Genomic DNA, 876 nt, shown 5'->3' with positions numbered 1-876 from the left:
CTATTAGAACCTTGCGCTTGTGAAACTTCATTATATTGCTTTTCTAATTCATTTAAGTTTGTAGTACCAGATTTAATAGCACCATCTAAATCATTCATTCTTGATTTATAAGATGCAGCGCTTTTTTCACCATATTTAAAATTATTACTTGATAATTTTAAACTTGAATCTAATGATCTAAACTCACGTTTTATTCCAGCTAATGTTTTACTAACTCCCATATCTTTCATGGATAAGTCAATTTGTAATCCTTTTATTCTTTCTGCCATTACTCCACCTCCTTCTTTTGAGATGTATTACATGAACGCATCAATCATTGATTCTGATTTCTTAACATTCTTCTTATTAGATTCATTTACTAATTCCATAAAAAAAGAAAAGGGCATATCCAAGATATCGTTAATATCTTTGCCCCCTTCTTTCATCATTTGCAGCATTATTTTTTTCATGTTTTCTTTATGCTCTTTATAAGAAATTGTTTTTAAATTATTCTCGCTAGTTCCTTTTTTCTTTCTTCATCCATTTGTCCTTGAGCAATAAATTGAATTTGTTGTTGTAATTCTTCTACTGCGTCTGGTGCGTGCAATCTGTCTAACAAATCATCTTTTGTAAATTGTTTATTATAGATATCAACCACCATGTCTAACATTTGGTCGATATTTGATTGTGCTGATGCGTTTTCATCTTCTGTTCCATCCATTAAATCTGCTGCATCATAAATCTTACGGAACGGGATTTGAGTAGGTGTAATATACGTGTCAAATTTTGCGTTGCCTTCTGTATCTGTCACTGCATTACCTTTTTTGTCGATTTGAGTTAATTTAATAAAATTACGTTTAGCCATAGTTTGATTGCTCCCTTATATATATGTTTATT

Annotated in this window: 3 protein-coding genes; all 3 read right to left on the bottom strand. The window is 30.6% G+C overall.

Annotation, left to right across the window (positions count from 1 at the left end; genetic code table 11):
• Positions 1-269, bottom strand: a 269-nt coding sequence (locus ACF91D_RS30850; protein ID WP_392438569.1) for a hypothetical protein, incomplete at its 3' end; no start/stop codon positions are given.
• A gap of 27 nt (positions 270-296) precedes the next feature.
• Positions 297-449, bottom strand: coding sequence for a phage tail assembly chaperone GT (gene gpGT, locus ACF91D_RS30845; RefSeq protein ID WP_326010116.1), 153 nt, complete (start codon positions 447-449; stop codon positions 297-299).
• 32 nt (positions 450-481) lie between these two features.
• Complete coding sequence (gpG, locus tag ACF91D_RS30840) at positions 482-844, bottom strand: phage tail assembly chaperone G (RefSeq protein ID WP_029376957.1); 363 nt, start codon at positions 842-844, stop codon at positions 482-484.
• Positions 845-876 lie beyond the last annotated feature (32 nt).

This window comes from Staphylococcus sp. 231237_7MaSpsaltlick, assembly GCF_043107035.1.
The sequence above is the reverse complement of the archived record's forward strand: the minus strand, read 5'-3'. Positions and strand labels throughout refer to the sequence as shown.